This window comes from Ruegeria sp. R8_1, assembly GCF_017743815.1.
Taxonomy (GTDB): Bacteria; Pseudomonadota; Alphaproteobacteria; order Rhodobacterales; family Rhodobacteraceae; genus Ruegeria; species Ruegeria lacuscaerulensis_A.
The window spans coordinates 16,372-33,469 of record NZ_JAGHRL010000007.1; the positions used below are offsets into that span (position 1 = coordinate 16,372).

18 protein-coding genes are annotated in these 17,098 nt (G+C 57.8%); 5 read left to right on the plus strand and 13 right to left on the minus strand.

Annotated features, from left to right (window positions below; all coding sequences use genetic code 11):
• Positions 1-382 precede the first annotated feature (382 nt).
• The 3 genes from J7380_RS15830 (at position 383) to J7380_RS15840 (ending at position 3,417) form a co-directional block, all read left to right on the plus strand.
• Positions 383-1,354 carry an aminoglycoside phosphotransferase family protein gene (locus J7380_RS15830; protein WP_209196716.1) on the plus strand — a complete coding sequence of 324 codons (972 nt, stop codon included), beginning with the start codon at positions 383-385 and terminating at the stop codon, positions 1,352-1,354.
• A gap of 164 nt (positions 1,355-1,518) precedes the next feature.
• Positions 1,519-2,544 (plus strand): Hint domain-containing protein, encoded by a 1,026-nt coding sequence (locus tag J7380_RS15835; protein ID WP_209196717.1) that lies wholly within the window; start codon positions 1,519-1,521, stop codon positions 2,542-2,544.
• 111 nt (positions 2,545-2,655) lie between these two features.
• Positions 2,656-3,417, plus strand: coding sequence for a phosphotransferase (locus J7380_RS15840; protein WP_209196718.1), 762 nt, complete (start codon positions 2,656-2,658; stop codon positions 3,415-3,417).
• A gap of 314 nt (positions 3,418-3,731) precedes the next feature.
• Here the strand turns inward: J7380_RS15840 and rplA are convergent, their stop codons facing one another.
• Positions 3,732-4,430, minus strand: a complete 699-nt coding sequence (gene rplA, locus J7380_RS15845; RefSeq protein ID WP_209196719.1) for a 50S ribosomal protein L1 — start codon at positions 4,428-4,430, stop codon at positions 3,732-3,734.
• A 1-nt stretch (position 4,431) separates the two neighbouring features.
• On the minus strand, positions 4,432-4,881 hold the full coding sequence (gene rplK, locus J7380_RS15850; RefSeq protein WP_010440985.1) for a 50S ribosomal protein L11: 450 nt from the start codon (positions 4,879-4,881) through the stop codon (positions 4,432-4,434).
• Between the two features lie 310 nt (positions 4,882-5,191).
• Here rplK and J7380_RS15855 point away from each other — a divergent pair, with 310 nt between their 5' ends.
• Both J7380_RS15855 and J7380_RS15860 read left to right on the plus strand, forming a co-directional pair.
• The gene (locus J7380_RS15855; protein WP_209196720.1) at positions 5,192-6,052 is read left to right on the plus strand and encodes a hypothetical protein; all 861 of its coding nucleotides are present in this window, start codon (positions 5,192-5,194) and stop codon (positions 6,050-6,052) included.
• Between the two features lie 11 nt (positions 6,053-6,063).
• Positions 6,064-6,813: a hypothetical protein gene (locus J7380_RS15860; protein ID WP_209196721.1), complete on the plus strand. Its 750-nt coding sequence runs from the start codon at positions 6,064-6,066 to the stop codon at positions 6,811-6,813.
• A 126-nt stretch (positions 6,814-6,939) separates the two neighbouring features.
• On the opposite strand, the gene nusG is transcribed toward J7380_RS15860, so the two are convergent.
• From nusG to ccoN, 11 genes are all read right to left on the minus strand, one after another.
• A complete protein-coding gene (gene nusG, locus J7380_RS15865; protein WP_209196722.1) occupies positions 6,940-7,473 on the minus strand; it encodes a transcription termination/antitermination protein NusG in 534 nt (177 codons plus the stop codon).
• A gap of 194 nt (positions 7,474-7,667) precedes the next feature.
• Positions 7,668-7,865, minus strand: a complete 198-nt coding sequence (gene secE / locus J7380_RS15870) for a preprotein translocase subunit SecE (protein ID WP_209196723.1) — start codon at positions 7,863-7,865, stop codon at positions 7,668-7,670.
• Between the two features lie 68 nt (positions 7,866-7,933).
• On the minus strand, positions 7,934-8,092 hold the full coding sequence (ccoS, locus tag J7380_RS15875) for a cbb3-type cytochrome oxidase assembly protein CcoS (protein ID WP_170355309.1): 159 nt from the start codon (positions 8,090-8,092) through the stop codon (positions 7,934-7,936).
• Between the two features lie 4 nt (positions 8,093-8,096).
• On the minus strand, positions 8,097-10,262 hold the full coding sequence (locus J7380_RS15880; RefSeq protein ID WP_209196724.1) for a heavy metal translocating P-type ATPase: 2,166 nt from the start codon (positions 10,260-10,262) through the stop codon (positions 8,097-8,099).
• 15 nt (positions 10,263-10,277) lie between these two features.
• Positions 10,278-10,736: a FixH family protein gene (locus J7380_RS15885; protein ID WP_209196725.1), complete on the minus strand. Its 459-nt coding sequence runs from the start codon at positions 10,734-10,736 to the stop codon at positions 10,278-10,280.
• 1 nt (position 10,737) lies between these two features.
• A complete protein-coding gene (ccoG, locus tag J7380_RS15890) occupies positions 10,738-12,165 on the minus strand; it encodes a cytochrome c oxidase accessory protein CcoG (RefSeq protein WP_209196726.1) in 1,428 nt (475 codons plus the stop codon).
• Between the two features lie 101 nt (positions 12,166-12,266).
• Complete coding sequence (locus tag J7380_RS15895; protein ID WP_209196727.1) at positions 12,267-13,142, minus strand: LysR family transcriptional regulator; 876 nt, start codon at positions 13,140-13,142, stop codon at positions 12,267-12,269.
• A gap of 369 nt (positions 13,143-13,511) precedes the next feature.
• A complete protein-coding gene (ccoP, locus tag J7380_RS15900; protein ID WP_209196728.1) occupies positions 13,512-14,375 on the minus strand; it encodes a cytochrome-c oxidase, cbb3-type subunit III in 864 nt (287 codons plus the stop codon).
• Positions 14,372-14,557 (minus strand): cbb3-type cytochrome c oxidase subunit 3, encoded by a 186-nt coding sequence (locus tag J7380_RS15905; protein ID WP_170355315.1) that lies wholly within the window; start codon positions 14,555-14,557, stop codon positions 14,372-14,374. The genes ccoP and J7380_RS15905 overlap by 4 nt, the downstream gene beginning before the upstream one ends.
• 10 nt (positions 14,558-14,567) lie before the next feature.
• Positions 14,568-15,296 (minus strand): cytochrome-c oxidase, cbb3-type subunit II, encoded by a 729-nt coding sequence (gene ccoO, locus J7380_RS15910; protein ID WP_170355316.1) that lies wholly within the window; start codon positions 15,294-15,296, stop codon positions 14,568-14,570.
• A gap of 14 nt (positions 15,297-15,310) precedes the next feature.
• Complete coding sequence (gene ccoN, locus J7380_RS15915) at positions 15,311-16,918, minus strand: cytochrome-c oxidase, cbb3-type subunit I (protein ID WP_209196729.1); 1,608 nt, start codon at positions 16,916-16,918, stop codon at positions 15,311-15,313.
• Positions 16,919-17,098: the final 180 nt, after the last annotated feature.

Below are 17,098 nucleotides of genomic sequence, written 5' to 3' on the forward strand. Positions count from 1 at the left end.
ATGTTGAACATCCCGGCTCATATTTGCCGAGGCCGAAACCCCAGCGTTCAGGTCCGTTGTTACGGGATTGGCCAAAATGCGCCCGAGGAATGCGACCCTCAGAATTCTTTGGTCTTACCCGTCTCAGGCAGGGAATTAAGACCTTTCGCAAAGTCACCCACCGTCTTGGACGAAACGAAATAAAGCGCACGACGAATCGCACGCTTTACTCCGCAAGTCTCTTTAGGGCAGATAGGCGGGGTTTCCAAGAGGTAAATCACATCAAATCGCTGCAATCCCTGCCCAGCGAGGCACCCTGCCCTAACTGAATTGTGCGGCATTGACATGTCATGCGCGCTAAGGTCCTGTCTCGCGTACCCAAACCTCGGATAACACTCTGCAAATGCCGAAACTCTCCCCGCAGGAACACCGATTTGCGACAGGTTGCGTCGAAGAATTCTTGGCACATGGCAGGAACTTAAGCTTATCCGGGTTTGAATGCGTCTACCGATCGCATGATTTTGCCGACACCCGGTACCTATTGCGCCTGAGAACCGGTTCAGGGGAGTACGCCTTAAAGATTGATATGACCTCGCCTGAAACGGGTCGGTTGCAGAAGGAATATGACCTTCTGACGACCCTGTCGGCTTATTTCGAAGACACGCAGACTGTGCGAGTTGTTCGCCCTGTCTACATCTCACCCTCGCAGACGTTCTTCGTGACAGAGTATATCGACCGTCCAACCGCAGCGGATATTATTCACAAAAGCCCTGATGCGGATCAGGTCGCCCAGATTTACCGACGCGCCGGAGAATGGCTGCACCATTTGCACGCGTACCGCCCGCTACAGAAATACGGATTTCGACCGAAATGGATGCTCGACAACATTCAGGCCGCAGCGGCGCATGCCCCGCAAGAGATTCAACGCGAAAGCGCGGCAATGCTGGATGTGCTGACAACCGAAGCATGGAGCTTCAGGGGCACGCTGGAAACGCAGGTGTTTTCACACGGAGATTTCCATGCACAGAACCTGATCGTCGGCCGAGGGCATATGATCGGTTTGGATTTCACCGAGGTCAGGGTGAAACTGGCCGCCTATGACATCGTGGACTTCCTGAAGTCCGATGTGTTTCGCGACGCACCCCCTCAGGAAGTGGATCGCAGTGGCATTTTGAAAACAAACAAAGAGATGTTTTTCCGGCGTTACGCACACCCCATCCATATGGACATTCTGGACGCCTGCATCCGAGGACGGTTGATTTTGGACTGGTTGGCACTGTGGCACCTAAACCATCGCTGCAGCCCGTACGAGGAAGACAAACGGCACAGGCTGGGCGACCGACTGCGCATCGCATTTCAGGACCGTTTTGATTAACGCAACTTTCGCGCTGCTAACAAAATTGTGTGATCGCAGCTGAAGAAACGACTGGCAAAACCAGACCCAAGCAAATTAAATTGCGTACTGGATATAGGTTTTGCCGGTTTCCAACCTAAAGCCTCCGCCTGGTTAACAAGTTTCTGTAAGGTTAAGTCGAGCACATGGTACTTCGCAGTTTTTTCGCTCAGGACAGCTCCAGCCTGATTGTGACCTCCAGTTCTTCTGGCGGCATCGTAGGCAATCCGATTATCAACAACTCGGATACTCCGGACGGGACCATCTTTTCCTTTTCGGGCGGCGGCGGGACGACCGTCACGCTAGACGACACCAGCGGCAGCCCGGATATTTTCAACGACGACCAGGCGGGCGGACATATCATCACGGATGGCGGCGGGATTGTCGCCGACGGTACGCCGGTCGAGTCAGAATCCATTATCGTCCTGCGCGCCCTGGACGGTGATGGCAACCCGGTCGGACCCGAAATCGAGGTCTACGTTTTTTCGCAAAACGGCGTCACCTCGGACGTTTGGGGATTTGCAACGTCTGCACCACTGGACCCCGGAACTTCCTATATCAAGGTTTCAGGATCCAACGCAGGCAGTTCGGCTTATGACGACTACATCCCCTGTTTTGGCCCGGGCACTCTGATCGCAACATCTGAAGGGGATGTCGATATCGCGCAACTCAGCCGTGGTCAGAACATCTGGACCCGCGATGCCGGTTTTCAGCCAATCATGTGGATCGACACGACCACAGTCCCCGGGCGCGGCGCCTTTGCACCTGTTGTGATTGAACAGGGGGCCATCGGAAACACCAAAAAACTTATTCTGTCACAGCAACATCGGGTTCTGGTCGCTTCGCCCGCGATAAGCATGCTGTTCGGGTCTTCTGAGGTTTTCGTTGCGGCCAAGCATCTTTGCAGCCTGCCGGGCGTTGAAATCCGCGAGATGGACAGGATCACCTACACGCATTTCATGTTCGACCAGCATCACATCGTTCGGTCGAACGGAGCGTTGACAGAAAGCTATTTCTTTGGCGAAAGCGCGAAACATGCCTTGTCCTCGGCGCAGCGAGCCGAGATTTTGGCCCTGTTCCCCTCGCTTGACCACGCTAGGGACGCCTTCCGTCACACTGCAGCCGCGACGATCAACGCCCGTGAAGCCGCAGTTCTGAGCGCGTATATGTGACCTGACTGGATGCGGGATGCCGCCAATCCCGGCATTTGCGCAACGCACCCGAACGCTGCATTGTCTGCAAATACGAATGCGGACGATTGATGCGAAAAGAAAAACCTTGGCATGTGGTGGAACTTTCAGGAATCGACCCTCGACAAAACGGCCTTGAAACTTTGGCCAGGATTCGCCGCCCAGGCGGGGTTGTCGCGCCATGGCTGGACGCTGACCAAACTGTCCCGCCGAGACGATCCGGAAAACTCTCGGATTGTTCTTCGCGCAAAACACAGGTCGGGTTTGTCTTACGCCTACAAGTTCCAGCTTAAACCCGAGTCGCAACAGGGGTTTGTCGCCCACCACATGCGCCAGGAACGAGCGTTTCATGCTCTGGGGGAAGACGCCACCCTGACCGCGCCCAAACCTATCCACGTGTCACAGGACGCTCAAACAAGCCTCTTTGAATACATAAAGGGTCACACCTTCGCTGAACTCGTCCGCAAGGCTGAGGGTCGGCCTGTCCAACAATTGGACCTTTTAAAACAAGCCGGGGTCTGGCTGGATGCCTATCACCGCACGCAAATCGAAGAGCGGCGCATCTTTCAGCCCAAATACACGGTCTGCTACTATCAGGAGCTGGAAAAACAGATCACCGCAGGCACTGCAACCGTACCCGCACGGCAACTGTTTCTCGCCGGTATCCGACGGATCGTCGAGCTGGCGCCACAGTTCGAAGGCCAACAAACGATTTCGGCAATTCAGCACGGCGACTTTCACCTATCCAATCTGATACGAGACGACCAGCGGACACTCGGGCTTGACTTTTCCAGCGATCAAATGGCGCCGGTCGGATATGACATTTCCAAGGTCTTGCTGGTTTCACCACCCTGACCCGTTCTGCAAACGAGGTGGCGCCCGGCCGAGTCGTCCCCGAGGATGTCACCTCTGCTTTTTTCGAAGGGTATAAACTGGTCGGTCCAAATGATCCCAGCCTGGCTTTTCTTCTTTATCCACGCGTCTTGTCGACTTTGGCCCGCGTGCCACAGAAAAAGGCGCTGCGCACTGCGGCTAAACAAAGAACTCTGCGGCGGCTACGACCCTTTGCGAAAAGGGCTTTTCAGCCGGATCACTTTACCAATTGACACAAAAAATCCCGGGCAGTTCTCACCACCCGGGATCAATTCTTTGTAGTCGTGCGTCAGGGCTTATTCGCCCGCCGCAGCCGTCACATCCAGAGTCACGCCTGGGCCCATGGTCGAGCTCAGCGCGATTTTCTTCATGTAGGTGCCTTTTGCGCCCGACGGCTTGGCCTTGGCCACAGCCGAAACGAATGCGCGCACGTTTTCGGCCAGCTTGGCTTCGTCGAACGACGCTTTGCCAACGCCAGCGTGCACAACGCCGCCTTTTTCCGCTTTGAACTGAACTTCACCGCCCTTGGCTGCTTCCACGGCTGCTTTGACGTCCATGGTCACGGTGCCAACCTTGGGGTTCGGCATCAGGTTGCGGGGGCCCAGAACCTTACCCAGACGGCCAACGATGGGCATCATGTCCGGGGTGGCAATGCAGCGATCGAATTCAATGGTGCCGCCCTGAATGGTTTCCATCAGGTCCTCTGCGCCAACGATATCGGCGCCAGCTTCTTTCGCTTCGTCAGCCTTGGGGCCACGAGCGAATACCGCAACGCGCATCGCTTTACCGGTGCCGTTGGGCAGGCCAACAACGCCGCGAACCATCTGGTCAGCGTGACGGGTGTCAACGCCCAGGTTCATCGCGATTTCGATGGTCTCGTCGAATTTCGAAGTTGCGTTGGCTTTGACCAGGGCAACTGCGTCTTCGATCGACAGGTTTTCCTTGCCGGCGACAGCTTCGCGCGCAGCGCGGGTGCGTTTACCAAGTTTTGCCATCTTACTTCACCTCGATGCCCATGGAGCGGGCCGAGCCCAGGATGATCTGCATTGCGCCTTCGACGTCGTTGGCGTTCAGATCTTTCATTTTGGCTTCGGCGATTTCGCGAACTTGCTTCGAGGTCACGGTTGCCACGGTCTCACGACCTGGGTTTTCCGCGCCACGGGGGCGGTTACGCTTGCCAACCGGCTTCAGACCAGCTGCTTTTTTCAGGTAATAAGACGCGGGCGGCGTCTTGATGTCCATGGTGAAGGACTTGTCCTGATAGTAGGTGATCACGGTCGGGCATGGGGCGCCGGGCTCCATGTCTGCAGTCTTGGCGTTGAACGCCTTGCAGAATTCCATGATGTTGATGCCGCGCTGACCCAGCGCCGGACCAACTGGCGGCGACGGGTTCGCCTGACCTGCAGGAACCTGCAGCTTCATTGTACCAGCAAGCTTCTTGGCCATTTGGTTTTCCTTTCAACGTAGGTGAAACGCGTTCCACCCGGTTTATGTTGCGTGGTCCGATCCGGGATCGCGATCCCAACAACCTCCCACGAGAGAATCTCGCCCGAAGACGATAGAGGCGGCATTTACAGGGGAACGATGGGGTTGGCAAGTAGATGTCACCTTATTCCCAATTGACCCTTTTTGTCTTGGTCCGACCCCAGTGTCAGTTAGAAAAGCCAAACAGAATAATTTACTTGAATACATAAGTTGCGCCAGAGAACAAGACGGGTATCTTGGAACTGCTTGATTGCAAAAGAGGTGATCGGGGATGGCATCATCTCGGCTGAACAAGGGGCTACTGATCTGCGTTTTCCTAGCGATGCTGCCGGGATGTGGCAGCAAGGCTCAGGATCAGGACGCCGAGTCCGAGACAACCGGCCAATCCAATGGGTCCAACAGTCCCGCGTCAACCGTCACGACGGGGATTGATCCTGCCAACTATGCCGGTCGGTTTCAGATAAAACTGACCAAGGAAGTTCCCCTACGCGACATTCCCGTTCCCTTCACGGTTTACAGTGGCCTTGAAGAAGCCAGCCCCACACGGTTGCAAATAAGGGCGTTCATGGACCTGCGCGGATTGCAGGAAAAGGCGCCGCAGATTCTGACTGGCCCTCTGGAAGAAAGCTGCAAACGTCAGATCTATCTTGAGATCCGCGATGTCACTGCCACAGGCGATACTGTAAAGGTCGAGGGTTCGGCCCGCGCTCAATTTACCAGGTGCAACCGGCGTGAAGAAGCTGGCATTCGTTATTTTGGGGCTACAGTCGATGCCGTGGCTGTCGCCAAGGCGGAAGTTAAAGGCCAGTGCCTGACATTCAGTATCGAAAATGTTGACCTGAACCCGCGTGGCTTTATCGGCGCCGTCAGCAATCTCTTTGGTTTGACCAACCGCATCAACGAAGCCGTGCTAGAAAAGGGTGGAGAGTTTTTGGCCGCAAACCCGGTCTGCCCGCCACTGCCCGAAGAATTCGCAGTTCTCGACCCGATCTACGAATCCGGCGGCACACGCGAAATTGCTCCGGGCGGGATGGGAGCCGCAGTTGTCGGATCGGCTGATGTCAGCGCCGAGACAATCGTCAAAGTCCTTGCGGGCCTAAAAGCTCTTGGTGTTTTGGAGTTTGCTGAATGAGACATTGGTTCATGATCTTGGTCTTGGCAGCAGCAGTTCCCGGCGTTCGCGCTCCTAGCGCTCAGCAGGTGAACTTTCTGATCGACGCAACCTTGCCGGTGCGCGAAACAAAGCTCCCCTACACGCTGGACCTGAAAATCACTGCCGCTGCCCCTACACGGATCGGGGTAAACGCCCTTCTCGATCTCCGAGAGATACAAAAAACAGTGCCAGAGCAGTTGGCTGACAACGCGATCATCGACAATTGCGGCCTGCAGGCCCGGCTGGATGACTTAAGCCTCAAAGCCCAAGACGACGCGATTGACTTGAATGGAGATGTAACCATCACAATCTTCGAATGCAGTCGAACCAGCGAGCGCGACTTTCAGCGGGGCGAACAAAAAAGAGCCATCCTGGCGAATATGTCCACCGCGGCGACCGTCGAGCTGCGCGACAATTGTGCTTATTTCAAACTCATTGATCTTACACTTACGGCCCCTGAAGAACAGCGCGAGCAACTTCTGAAGGACGACACTCTGGACTCTGTTAAAGAATTGATGCTGGCCGCTGTGGACCTTGTTTTGAACGAAACCCCATTGTGTCCGGAATTGCCAGCAGAACTCGCTTCACTCGATCCGGTTTACGACAATGGCGGCCCGAAAGAAATCGGAGAAGGCGGGCTGGGTGTCTTTCTTGACGGATCGGTGGATTTCAGCCCGTCGACAATCCTCGACATTCTGACGACCCTTCAACAAAATGAACTGATCCCCGGACCGCCATAGCGACACAGTTTTTCCCTGCCACCGAAGTAGCCTGCCCCTTTCCTCCGGCCGCTAGAACTGGTTTGAATCAAAAAACGCCGCGTTGCCCAAGGCATCGCGGCGCTTCGAATCTCGCAGCAGGTTAAATCAGCTCTGCTTGGTCACCTGGGTGAAGTCCAGCTCGACCGGTGTTTCGCGGCCAAAGATCGAGACCGAAACCTTCAACTTTTGGTTCTCGTCGTCCACGCCTTCGACCATGCCGTCGAAATCCTCGAACGGGCCGTCGTTGACCTTGACCTTCTCGCCGACCTCGAAGGTGATCATCAGTTTCGGCGCTTCTTCGCCTTCCTGAACGCGGTTGAGTATCTGGTTCACCTCGGCATCGCGCATCGGCATCGGGCGGCCTTGCGGGCCCAGGAAACCGGTGACGCGGTTGATCGAGTTCACAAGGTGATAGCCCTGATCCGACATCTCCATATGCACCAGCACGTAACCGGGCATAAAGCGGCGTTCGGTGGTGACCTTCTTGCCCCGGCGCACTTCGATCACCTCTTCGGTGGGCACCAGAACCTCGTCGATATCGTCCTCAAGGCCGTGTTCGGCCACCGACGTGCGGATCTGTTCTGCGATCTTCTTTTCGAAATTCGAAAGAACGCTGACCGAGTACCACCGTTTCGCCATGAACCTGTCGTCCTTGTTTTTCTCAGGCAGCGGCAACGCGTGCCCGTGATTGAAATTCCATTACGCTACCCGGAATAAAAAGCGGCGCGCGGTCCGAATCGCCGCACGCCCATTCCGAATAGTTCCGCGTGACCTACAAGGACATCGCGAGCTGTGCAAGGGGGAAGCAGTGTTTCCACCCTGCCCGCGCGGGTTTAGCCGAACATGCCGAGGATCAGTTGCAGACCGCCGCGAATGCCCAGATCGACCAACGCAAAGAACACAGCGGTCAGGGCCGCCATGATGAACACCATGACCGTGGTCAGCAGAACCTCGCGGCGCGTCGGCCAGACGACCTTTGCGACTTCGGCGCGGACTTGCTGAATGAACTGGATCGGATTAATGGTAGCCATTTGGCGGTGTTCTCTCTGCTAGCGGATGGGCCGGACATAACCGGGCATTGCGGCAATTTCAAGGGCTGTCAGGGCTTGGGCTTGTCGTCCCATTCATCGCTGAGGATGCGCCGCGCGTCCCCTTCAGGGTCGTCGTACTGGTTCGAGCGGACAGTATAGACAAACGCCACCAGCCCAACCCCACCCAGAAACAGGGAAATCGGTATCAGATAGGCCAGAACTTCCATCGCTTTACCTTACCCGCAACGCGTTCAAAGAAACGGTGATCGACGAGGTCGACATCGCCAGCGCCGCAATCAGCGGCGTCGCCAGACCAACCACAGCCAACGGCACTGCGATGATATTATAGACGGTGGCGATGCGAAAGTTTTCGCGAATCCGTTTTGTCGCTTTGGCAGCGGTATCGCAGGCATCGGCGATAGGTGACAGGTCATTGCCCAGCAGCACGATGTCGGATGCCACCCGCGCGGCATCCAGTGCCGAGGCCGGAGAGATCGACACATGCGCCGCCGCCAGCGCCGCCGTGTCGTTCAGCCCGTCGCCCACCATCAGCACATGGTGGCCCTGATCGCGCAGCGCCTCGACATGCGTGGCCTTGTCCTGCGGCAGAGCCTGCGCAATCCAGTTCTCAATCCCCAGCCTGCCCGCCAGTGCCTGTACCGCGCCCTTTGTATCGCCTGAGATCAGGATGACCTCTTTGCCCGCATCGCGCAGCGTCTGCACCGCCTCCGCAGCGCCCGGGCGCAGCGCGTCCGAGAACAGGAATGCCGACGGCGCTTGCCCGGCGATGGCCAGCCATGCGGCGGTCTGGTCGCCTTCGTCTGCACCGGTCCACGCGGCGCGGCCCAGACGCACGCGTTGGCCGCGCCACGTGCCCTCGGTGCCATAGCCCGGAACCTCGGTGACGTCTTTCAGCGTGGCGGGTTTGATCCCGGCCTCACGCGCGGCCTTGGTCAAAGCAACCGACAACGGGTGCGAGGACGCCTCGGCCAGGGCCAGTGCGACCTCAAGATCAGTGCGGGAGTGATCGCCCAGATTGGTCAGTTCCGGCGTGCCCGAGGTCAGCGTGCCGGTCTTGTCGAAGACAACCGTATCGACCTCGGCCAGACGTTCCAGCGCGGTGGAGTGTTTGATCAGCATCCCCTTGCGGAACAACCGCCCCGAGGCCGCCGTGGTCACCGCAGGCACGGCCAGACCCAGCGCACAAGGGCAGGTGATGATCAACACGGCGGCGGCGATGTTCAGCGCCGTCCGCACGTCACCGGAATAGATATACCACCCCACAAAGCTGAGCGCCGACAGGATATGCACCCCCGGCGCATAGAGCTTGGCCGCCTTGTCGGCCAGCGAGGTGTAGCGCGACCGGCCAGACTCGGCGATGGCCACCAGATCGGCCATACGGTGCAGCGAAGTATCCTCGCCCACTGCCGTTGCGCGGATGGTCAGGGGGCCGGTCAGGTTGACCTCACCGGCGCTGACAGTCGTGCCCGCCTCGGCGAAGACCGGCAGGGTTTCTCCGGTCAGAAGCGACCGGTCGAGTTCGGACTGGCCCGAGACAATTTCGCCATCCACAGGCATCCGCCCACCGGGACGGACAAGGATCAGGTCGCCCACACTCAGCGTGGCAACGGCCACCTCTTCTTCGGCCCCGTCCACCACGCGAATGGCGCGGGGCACTTCGAGCGCGGTCAGCTCCTCGGCCGCGGATCGGGCAGCGGCGCGCGTGCGATAATCCAAGTATCGCCCGGCCAGCAGGAAGAAGGTCAGCGTCAGGGCGGCGTCGAAATAGGCATGCTCGCCGCTCAGCGCGGTTTCCCACAGCGATGTGACCAGCGCCAGCAGGATCGCCAGTACGATTGGCACGTCCATATTGAGACGACGCACGCGCAAGGCCGACCAGGCATTCGCAAAGAAGGGCTGGGCGGAAAAGGCAATCGCAGGCAGCGCAATCGCCGCCGAAATCCAGTGGAACATGTCCCGCGTTGCATCCGCCGCCCCGGACCAGACCGAGACCGACAGCAGCATCACGTTCATCGAGGCAAACCCGGCCACCGCCAGCCGCATAAGCAGATCACGCCCCGCCTTGTCGGCCTGCGTGGCGGACAGGGCGCCGGGGTCCAACTCATGCGCCTCAAAACCCGCGTTTTCCAGCACCGGAATCAGATCGACAGCACGAAGATCGGGCGCAGCTTTGATCATAGCGCGTTTCAGGGTCAGGTTGACGCGCGCATCCTCGACGCCGGGCGTGGCGTTCAGCGCACGCTCGACCGTCGAGATACAGGCCGAGCAATGGATACCTGGCAACGACAGCGCGATCTGCACGTCCTGAGGGATCGGCCGTGCCGGTTCTGCAGGGGCTGCGATACAACCCGGACAAGCCACTGTGCCGGAACTCATCTGCGCCACAGTCCCCTACCCCTTCACATAGAGCGGTACGCGCTGCGCGAATTCCGCTCCGCTATGGTCTTTGGCAACCAGACGGATGTTCCAGTTGCCCTTGCCCAGCGACGCGGGCGTTGCATAGGCGATGCCGTCAAAGGTGAAATCGGGAGCGAAATCCTCTTTGACGTGAGTAGCCCGACCCACAACGGCCTGCAGCTCGGCCACCTGAACCGGCGCACCGGTCTGGTCGGTGATATGCAGGATCAGCAATCCGCCGGAAACCTCGGCCCGGATCTCCCAACCCAGAGCCTGCTGTTCCTGCAGGCGTTCGTTGAACTCCTGACTGGCCACGTAGGAGTTTTTAACCTCAAGCCCCGGAAAGGTCTTCACAGCACTGTAGGCCAGCACCAGATTGACGGCGATGATCACACTGAAGGCCCCAACAAACACGGCCAGCGCGTGTTTTCCGGTGAATTGACGTTCTGCCATCTTACTGCCCTCGTCCGTTGAAGGTCGTGTCCTTATAGGCGCGCTCACCGCTTTGCAGGTCTTCGACCCATATGCGCACAGGCGTCACATCCTCTGCCGCTGGACCAGTCTCTTTACGCGCAACGATATAGACACGCTCAAGCTGGGCAGTATCGGCTGTGACATTTACTGTATCAAGATTCGTGCCCTCAATCACGATCCGCATGGCCGGATCGCCGGTCAGCGACAATTTGAACAAGCGATCCTCGCCATGCTTATTGCGTAGCCGAACGTCGTAGGTGTTGCGGATCGTCCCGTCAGACAGGGTCACAAAGGTCGGATTCCGCACCGGTGCGACGGTCAGGTCGATTTCCGAGCGGATGAACAACGCGAACAGCAGCGCAAAGCCCACCGCCGACCACATGGCCGTATACATGATGGTCCGCGGGCGCAGAATGTGCTTCCAGATGTTCTTGGGCGGCTGACCAGCGCGTTCGCGGGTCTCGTCGCTCAGCGCCATATAATCGATCAGACCGCGCGGCTTGCCGATCTTGGCCATCATGTCGTCACAGGCGTCAATACACAGCGCGCAGGTGATGCATTCCAACTGCTGGCCATCACGGATGTCGATTCCCACCGGGCAGACATTGACGCAGGCCATACAGTCGATGCAATCGCCAAGCTCGGAATCCGCCGTGCGCTTGCCCTTGCCGCGCGGTTCGCCCCGCCACTCGCGGTAGCCCACGACCAGAGTATCCTCGTCCATCATCGCGGCCTGAATACGCGGCCACGGGCAGGCGTAGATACAGATCTGTTCCCGCGCAAACCCACCAAACAGAAAAGTGGTGCCGGTCAGAATCAACACGGTCGTATAGGCCACGGGATGCGCGTTTCCAGTCACCAGATCGCGCAGCAATGTGGGCGCATCGGCAAAGTAAAACACCCATGCCCCGCCGGTCGCCAGACCAATCAGCAACCAAACCGTCCACTTCGTGACCCGCAGACGCGCCTTGCGCAAATCCATCTTTTCCTGCCGATGCAGACGCAGACGCGCGTTGCGGTCGCCCTCGATCCAGCGTTCGACCAGAATGTAGAGGTCGGTCCACACCGTCTGCGGACAGGCATAGCCACACCATACGCGTCCCAAAGCCGAGGTGAACAGGAACAGGCCCAAACCGGCCATGATCAACAGACCGGCCACGAAATAGAACTCGTGCGGCCAGATCTCGATCCAGAAGAAATAGAACCGGCGGCTTGCCAGATCCAGCAGCACCGCCTGATCCGGCAGGCTGGGGCCACGGTCCCATCTGATCCACGGAGTGATGTAGTAGATCCCCAGAGTAACCGCGAGGATGATCCATTTCAGGTTTCTGAACGGGCCGGATACACGACGGGGGAAAATAGGCTCCCTTGCAGCATATAGGCTGGGGGCGGGGTCGGAATCGCTCACGAGCTGGCTCCAGATTTGGCTTTATTTTTTGTGTCTTGTCCCAGATCACACAGATAAGCTCTTTGACATGGGTCAAAAGCGCATCGTGCAGACACCTTTTGTCACATGCGACCGGATTGCCGCCGAAGCCACGATACGAAGGTTCTGACCGCCGGACGCATAGAGTTTTCAGTGGTTACAATATGATATCCGCTGTTACCCGGCTGGCAAAACAGTTCGACCAGCCGTCCGTCGGCGATGTCGGATTCGACAAAATGCCGCGCCGTCACCGTGACGCCCTGACCCGTGCGGAGCCCGTCCAGCAGCAGGTTTCCGGGCAATGCAATTCGCCCTGCACGGGGGCCGTGCTCTACGCCTTGTCCAGCAAGCCATGTCGTTGCTTCAGTGGTCCCGAACTCTTCCAGCCAAGGCAGCTGACTTAACTCGGCAGCAGTCCAGTTCGTCTTGTCCCCCAGCAATGAAGGCGCGGCCACTATGGTAATCGGGCTTGGCAATAAAAGCTCGGATGTCACTCCGGGCCAACCTCCCGCTCCATAACGGAGAGCCACATCCACCCCGCCGGGCCCGAGAGTCACAAGCTTTGGGGTGGGTTCCAACGCCAAGTCAATATCCGGATGTTCCGCCTGAAAAGCCGGCAGCCTTGGCATCAGCCACGATGCGGCGAAAGACGGGGTTAGAGAAACATGAACCGGCCGATCAAGGCCCGATTGCACCAGATCAGTCACTGCCGCGCCAATGGCGCGAAACCCAAGGTGTAAAGCTTGGGCCAGGTGCTCACCCTCGGGTGTTAGAACCATCGACTTGCCCGACCGGTTCAGAAGGCTGGTACCTAAGTGCTTTTCCAACGCCCGCAGCTGCTGGCTGATTGCAGCGTGGCTGACATTCAGCATCGAACCCGCCTGCACCACATTACCCGTTTCCGCAAAGGCAGAAAAAGCCCTGAGCGCTGCAAAGGGCGGCATCTTCATCCAATCCATCTGTAAGCCTTACTTACACACTGACAAGGTAATTGAGTCGCATTTTAGGGCCCACAGGGCAATCCTCAAATAAGCTACAAACAGCAAAGGAGTGCAAAAATGCTTTCGATCCTAGCGCGCAGTTTCATGACCGCGACCCAAAGCATGGACCGCAATCAGCAAGAAAAGGAACACCGCCAGAATTGGTTGCCGGAGGCGCATTGGTGGAAACAAAAAAGCGATGCGCGCGAAAAGGTGAGTCTGGACCACACCTTTTTTCGTCGGTAGTCTAAAAAGTCAGCACCGGCTGTTCTGGAAACGCGCGAACAGATGGAACAGCCGGTGCTTCAACCTTCGGACGGCGAACCGTCCGGAGGTATTCTTTTCGCCTTACTGACCGCCACCCAGCTGGTGGACATAAGCGGTCACGGCGCGGATCTGCGCCTGAGTCAGGCGGTTTTCCCACGGAGGCATAACGCCGAAGCGGCTGTAGGTGACCGTCTTGGTCAAAGCCTCTTCGCTGCCACCGTACAACCAGATCGCGTCGGTCAGGTTCGGCGCGCCCTGGAAGACATCGCCTTTGCCGTCTTCGCCGTGGCAGGCCGCGCAATTGTCTTCGAAGACAATCTTACCGGCTTCAGCCGCGGCGTCATCCGACTGGGCGTTGGTCAGGGACATCACATATTGAACGACCTGAGTGATCTCATCCTTTTCCAGAAGCTCGCCAAAGGCCGGCATCTCGGAATAGCGCGCATCGTCGCTTTCTTCATTCCTGATACCATAGGCAACGGTATATTCGATATCCTCAAGCGAACCGCCCCAAAGCCAGGCGTCATCCAGAAGGTTCGGGAAGCCGGTGGCCCCCTGCGCGCCCGAGCCGTGGCACTGCGCACACCAGGTGCGGAACACGGCACCACCCGAATTCACAGCGTATTGCTGCAATTCGGCGTCCGCCGAGATTTCCTCAAGCGGCGTTTCCACCAGCCGCGCATTCCAAGGCGCGTTGGCTTCTTCGAAGGACACGATATCCTGCTGCACTTCCCCGCGCGAGGACCAGCCAACAACACCAGCGGTTGCCGATTGAACCAGCGGCCATGCCGGATACATGATGGTGTAGATCACGCCCCAGAAGATACAGGCGTAGAAGGTCCACAGCCACCAGCGAGGCATCGGATTGTCGAATTCTTCGATACCGTCCCAGCTGTGACCCGTGGTATTCGGATCGCCAGGCTGTTTATCAGGTGTCTTGCTCATGGCCGCGCCTCCTTGGATTCGGCGGGTTTGTCTTGATGCCGGAAGGGGATGTTGGCGGTGTCGTTGTATTCCTTGCTGGAACCGGGGCGGAAAACCCACACCACGATGCCAATGAAGAAAGTGAACAACAACAACAGCATCCAGCTATCCGCGAACTGTCTGAGGAGTGTGTATTCTTCCATAACGCCCTCCTTAGCGGCTTGCGTCCGGGGTGAAGGTCGAGAAATCGACCAGCGTGCCCAGCATCTGAAGATAAGCCACCAACGCATCCGCTTCTGTCAGCTCTGGCTGACCATCGAAATTGCGCACGCTGACCTTGTCGCCATAGCGCTCAAGCAGCCCGTCATAGTCGCTGTCGGGATCGGCCTGCGCACGGAAGTCAGCCTCGGCATTGGCCAGCATGTCCTCGGTGTAAGGCGTGCCGACAACAGCGTTCGCCTGCATGATGTCACCGATATACTTGCCGTCCAGCTTGCGGTTTTCGAGGAAGCCGTATTTCGGCATCACCGATTCCGGCACAACCGACTGCGGATCACGCAGGTGGTCCACATGCCACTGGTCCGAATAGCGGCCTCCCACACGGGCCAGATCAGGACCGGTCCGCTTGGAACCCCACTGGAACGGGTGATCATACATCGATTCAGCCGCCAATGAGTAGTGGCCATAGCGTTCGACCTCGTCCCGCATGGGGCGGATCATCTGGCTGTGGCAGACATAGCAGCCTTCGCGAATGTAGATTTCACGCCCTGCCATCTCGAGAGGGGTGTAAGGGCGCATGCCCTCCACCTTCTCGATGGTGTTCTCAAGGTAGAACAGCGGGGTGATCTGAACGATGCCACCGATGGTCACGACCAGAAAGCTGAACACCAGCAGGAGGGTCGCGTTGGTCTCGAGGATCTTATGTTTGTCGAGAATTGCCATTGCTCCGGCCCTCCTTATTCAGCCGGGACCGCGACGGACAGGCTGGCCTCTTTGGCCGGCGCTTTCCGCACAGTCATCCACAGGTTGTAGCACATGATCACGGCACCAGCGACGAACATCACGCCACCCAGAGCACGCACCACATACATCGGGAACTTGGCAGCCACGGTGTCGGCGAACGAGTTCACCAGGAAGCCGTTGGCATCCACCTCACGCCACATCAGGCCTTCCATGATACCTGTGACCCACATCGACGCGGCGTACAGAACGATGCCGATCGTGGCGAGCCAAAAGTGCCAGCTGACCATCTGCAGCGAATACAGACGCTCACGCTTCCACAGGACGGGAACCAGGAAGTACAGCGCACCAAAGGTGATCATGCCGTTCCAGCCCAGCGCGCCCGAGTGCACGTGACCAATGGTCCAGTCCGTGTAGTGAGACAGCGAGTTCACGGCGCGGATCGACATCATCGGACCTTCAAAGGTGGACATGCCGTAGAAGCCGACCGAGATTACCATCATACGGATCACTGGATCGGTGCGCAGCTTGTCCCATGCGCCCGACAGGGTCATCAGACCGTTGATCATACCACCCCAGGACGGCATCCACAGCACGACCGAGAACACCATGCCCAGCGTCGAAGCCCAGTCAGGCAGCGCGGTATAGTGCAGGTGGTGCGGACCGGCCCAGATATACAGGAAGATCAGCGCCCAGAAGTGGATGATTGACAGCTTGTAGCTGAACACCGGACGTTCGGCCTGTTTCGGGATGAAGTAATACATCATGCCCAGGAAACCGGCAGTCAGGAAGAAGCCCACAGCGTTGTGGCCGTACCACCACTGGATCATGGCGTCTTGTACGCCCGACCAGACGATGACCGATTTCGAACCCCAGATGCTGACCGGGATGGTGATGTTGTTCACCACGTGCAGCATTGCAACGGTCACGATAAAGGCCAGGTAGAACCAGTTGGCCACGTAGATATGCGGCTCTTTCCGCTTGATCACGGTGCCCAGATATACGGCCAGATAGGCGACCCAGACGATGGTCAGCCACAGGTCAACATACCATTCGGGTTCGGCATACTCTTTGGATTGCGTACCACCCAGAACATAGCCGGTTGCAGCCAGAACGATGAACAGCTGATAGCCCCAGAACACGAACCACGCCAGATTGCCACCCCACAAGCGCGCGGCGCTGGTGCGTTGCACCACGTAGAATGAGGTCGCAATCAGTGCGTTACCACCAAATGCAAAAATCACTGCCGAGGTGTGCAGCGGACGCAAACGGCCAAAGTTCAGATAACCCTGCGCCCATTCAAAGTTCAGCGCCGGAAAGGCCAACTGGAACGCGATAAAGGTTCCTGCGACGAAACCGATCACCCCCCAAAAGGCGGTTGCGATCACGCCATAGCGGATCACCCCATCCATGTACTCACCGGAATGATCCTCGAATTTCTCTGGCTCATCCGTGTTTCTCAGCGTCCAGATGAACAAACCGCCGGCGATCAACATCACCAGAATTGCATGCACCTGATACGCCAAATCGCGTGCATAATTGGTTGCGATCGCGGCGAATACCGCAATCACACCAAGCACGATCAGCTTGATATAATTTGACATATTGCGTCCCTTTGCCATGCCCCGCGCGATTCTTTGGTGTCGCGAGACCCATTTGACTGGCTGCTGTTTTCTACGACAGCTGCTCAAACTGCTTTGATCTGTGTCAAGACAGAGCTCCGCATACTATGACAATGCTGAGGAAACGAATGGGCTGGAACGTCGCAGGGAACCGGCCCGTAA